Source organism: Lutibacter aestuarii, from assembly GCF_042676885.1.
Lineage (GTDB): Bacteria > Bacteroidota > Bacteroidia > Flavobacteriales > Flavobacteriaceae > Lutibacter > Lutibacter aestuarii.
This window is the reverse complement of the sequence record NZ_JBHTIC010000001.1, coordinates 1-4,254: the sequence shown is the minus strand read 5'-3', so window position 1 is coordinate 4,254 and position 4,254 is coordinate 1. Positions and strand designations below refer to the sequence as shown.

The window sequence follows — 4,254 nt, the reverse complement described above, 5'->3', positions numbered from 1 at the left end:
GCTTTCAACTAATAAGCCTAATAACTTTAGATCTCTAGAAGCATTTATTGTATGGTTGGTTTTCACTATATTCCAATCTATTGAGCTACCATCAATCCCTTGACTATTTGGCACATCCCAATCTATAGGCTCAGCCCAAGTGGTATTTGTATTCCAATTTCCATTGTTAGCAGATACGTAAGGAATTGGTGCATTTTCTGTTTGTGATGAATACATGTTTCTCAGTTTACCACTTACTAAACCTGCATACGGTAAAATAGAACCACAATTAATATTCATTCGATAATATCCTTCTAAATTTGACCAGTTTAAACCATTGACATCTAAAGGAATTACTTCTCCTGCTACCAAAGAATTATCTTTAATTTCTTGATTCATCATTTGTTGAAGCTGTTCTTGAGTTATAGCAGTATTCCAAATCCTTACTTCATCAATCCAACCGCTAAAATTATTAGTTGACACAGATGCATCTTTTATAGCTCCTAATAAACATTCCACGTTATTTGAAATTGGTAAAGATCCTGAAGTAGATTCAATCTCTATGCCATCTACATACATTATATAAGTTCCAGAATCATAAACAATACCTATATGATACCATCTGCTTGTATCAAGAGCATGTAAAGAACTTATTGATCCTGAATTATTCCAATTAAATTCTAAGGTTGCATTATTTAATGTTAAATCGTACCCATTCGAAGTGTCATTAACATCTCTTTTAGAAAATAATGTTTGATTTCCACTTACTGATTCTGGCTTCACCCAAAGCTCAACACTAAAATTAGCATTAAAATTAAAATTATCTTTAAAAGTTATATAATCATTATTTCCATCAAAATCTACGCTATTACAACTATCAATAGTAACTTCAACTGTAGTTGAACAACCTGCTACATTCCATGATAAAGTATAAACTCCAGGCTCAGCAGCAAATGTAGAATTAGGACTATTAATATCCGAAAATACTGGACTTGCACTAGCACAAACTCCATTGGCAGAAACCAAACTCCAATATCCACTTTCACCTGTTCCTGGATAATCTGTATCCCCGGCACTTAAATCTGGCAAAGTGTAGGCGCTATCCCAAACTCCATTGGCATAATTTTGAAGTGCTGATAAAGAATTGTCATATGCTGCTAAAGTAACAATTGAAAGACCACACTCACCTGCAATTGGTATAATGTCTTCTCCCGCATATGCTGAACTAACATTCATAGTAATATACTCCGTCCCTTCATCTCCATTAGCTCTACAACCATTTATTAATGAAGTTACCCCATAAGTTTGAATACCTGGAGTTACTGGAGTTATATTCACCGTACTTCCTGTTGAAACAACAACCCCATTTTCATCTGTCCATTCAATTACTTCATCAACTGGTGCTTGTGGTATTGAAATATTTTCTAAAGCCCAAGCACTATTAGCGGTTCCAGAATAGGTGAATTTAATCCGCAATCCTATTAGACCTATATAATCAGATAAATCAATTGACACATGGTTATCTACTAAAGTTCCTAAAGAATTTTTACATTGTCCTGTAAACCCTTGATCTGAAAATCCAGTATCGCTTGGTCCTGTATAATCATAGGAAGCTCCTGGGTCAAGAGTTATAGGATAAGTTGCCCCATTGTCTAAAGATAATTCAATTTTTACCCAAGCTCCACTTTCTAAAAAATAAGCTTGATCAAATTCTAAGCTTGCCGTTGTTAAACCTAATGTATTAAATACTGATGTTTCTAATGTACTTATTGGAGTAATGGTATGATCTGTTTCATAAGGTGGAATTCCACTTGCAATTGCAAATTTAGTTCCATCAGGTGAACCATAACAACGTCCGTTAAATTTTTTAGGTCCTGTAGTTTCTTTCCAATAGGTATCATTTGTAGTACTACCTGCAGCAGACATATCAGCGGCACCATCAACAGTCCAGCCTAAAGTATTAAGATTAGCTTGGTTAAAAAGTCCTCCTTCATTAAAATCTGGAGTTACACCAAACTCACTTTGTGCCTGTATAGTTACAGCCGTTCCTATACATGTATCATATTGTGAAGGGCCAACAATGGTAGGTTTAATATCTGGAGGTATTACTGATATTAAAACAATAGTAGATGCTGCTTTACAAGAGCCTATTTCAACAACTGCTCTAACTAAAGTTGTTTCTGTTATATCTGTTAAGTAATAATTATCACTGGTATTGTTTATTACCGCCCAATTTAAACCACCATCTGTAGAAGATTCCCAATGTGAAATTGTTCCTTGTTCTCCTGTTAAATTTAAATAGGCATTTTTTAACTCCCCTTCAGGACAAGCAGTCACTTCTATAATATCATCCGCATCTGCACTTGTTTCAGTATTATCAAGATAACCTGTTAAAGTCCCTCCGTCAATATTTGGACTTGTAACTGTAACTTTCGAGGTACAGGTATCTTTATTACCCTTGTTATCAGTTACAGTAAAAACCACAAAATTATCCCCAATATTGGTACAGTCAAAATCTGTTTTACTAAGAGTTATTGTAAAATTACAATTATCTGAAGATCCATTATCTAATTGAGCCGCAGTTATTGAAACTGTACCATCAGTATCACTTAATTGTACTGTAATATCCTTACAAGAAGCTATTGGATCTTCAGTATCATTTATAACAACAGTTTGTGTAACTGTAATACTATTACCATTACCATCATCAAAAGTCCAATCTATATTATGAGCTCCTTGGGTTATATAAGTTAATGGGTCATTTGTTGTTCCAGTAATAGTTTTTCCACAATTATCTGTTGTTGTAGGTATAGGAACTGTAGCACTACATTGTTCGTTAATTGTAGCTAAAGTTGGTGTTATTGGAGCAGTGGTATCATCAATAACGATATCTTGAGTTACATCAATAGTATTTCCGTTACCATCATCAACACGGTAGGTTCTTGTAATTGTTCCATCATTTAATGCTGGATCAGCTGTTTGACTGATAAAAGTTACTGTAGGGGTCCCGCAGTTATCTGCTTCGTCAGTTACTACTAAAATATCAACTGCTGGTACATCTCCTAAACATTGTACATTTATATCTGATGGATTTGAAGCCGTTGGTGCTTCATTATCAACAACTGTTACAGTAAAGCTGCATGTTAGACCAGTTGCAGTATTTGTTGCATCTCTCTCTTCAAATGTTACTAGAGTATCACCCACAGGAAAATTATCTCCACTACCAAGGGCGGTTATTACTACCATTGATCCTCCAGAAATATCTGTTGTTGGTAATGTAAATGTAACTATAGCACTGCATAGACCTGGGTCATTACCAACTGAAAAATCAATAGGACAAAAAGTAATAGCAGATGGTTTTAAAATCTCTTCACTCGTATCAAAATAAACCTCACCCTCACTTTCCGTTATCTCAACACCTTTAAATAGTTTATCCAAACCAAAAAGTGCATTAACAATATCCTCATTAGCATCCAACTCTTGTTCAATAGCAGGAATCAATTCAACATAATTATCAGGCACTGATGAATTTGCATACAAAGAAGTATTTACACCTATAAAAAGTGAAAAAAGAAATACATAAATTTTTGGATTAAGTAATTTTTTTACCATAGCGCTACATTTTATAATTGAAAGTGGGGATTAATAATGCCTTTGGCTACTCTTAACTTAATGAACAGTATATCAACAATTCTGTTTTATAAAAATAAAATTTTGTTGTAAAAACTTAAATATATTATTCATTAATTGTCTAATTCAACAACAAATTATAAAAACCTAAATTGATTATTATAATTAATTTATTATAATTCAATTATGTCATATGCTATCAAATATAGGTAAAAAATCTTTAAAATCAATCTTATTTGCTGAAAATTAAATCTTTATAAAACATTTAAAAATATTTTTTTACTTTTAAAAGCTTATAATAGTAAACAATCTAAATTAAAAAAGGGAGTCTTTGAAACTCCCTTTTTTACTACTAACTAAAAAAATCAAAAACTCATCACTCAAAGAAGCTAAATAATGAGTATTATGGGTCAAAAGTAACTTGAATTTTTCAGTATAATAATGATTAATATCATATCTAAGAAAAAAAATTACTAATCTTTAAAAAAATTTATTCAAACATTCTAAACATTTTTAATTTAGAACGTTTGAATTTCCAAATAATCGCAGGATATCTTTTTGGGTATAAAAAGTACTTACACCAAAGGTTTGAACAGTTAAATTATTTTGTTTAATCTTAAGCATTTTTTGCCCTTTAATTTTTTT

Annotated in this window: 1 protein-coding gene; it reads right to left on the bottom strand. The window is 32.2% G+C overall.

From position 1 onward, the window contains the following. Positions 1 to 3,591 (bottom strand): LamG-like jellyroll fold domain-containing protein (locus tag ACFQZW_RS00005; protein WP_386781241.1); only part of this gene is annotated, 3,591 nt, incomplete at its 3' end. Positions 3,592 to 4,254 lie beyond the last annotated feature (663 nt).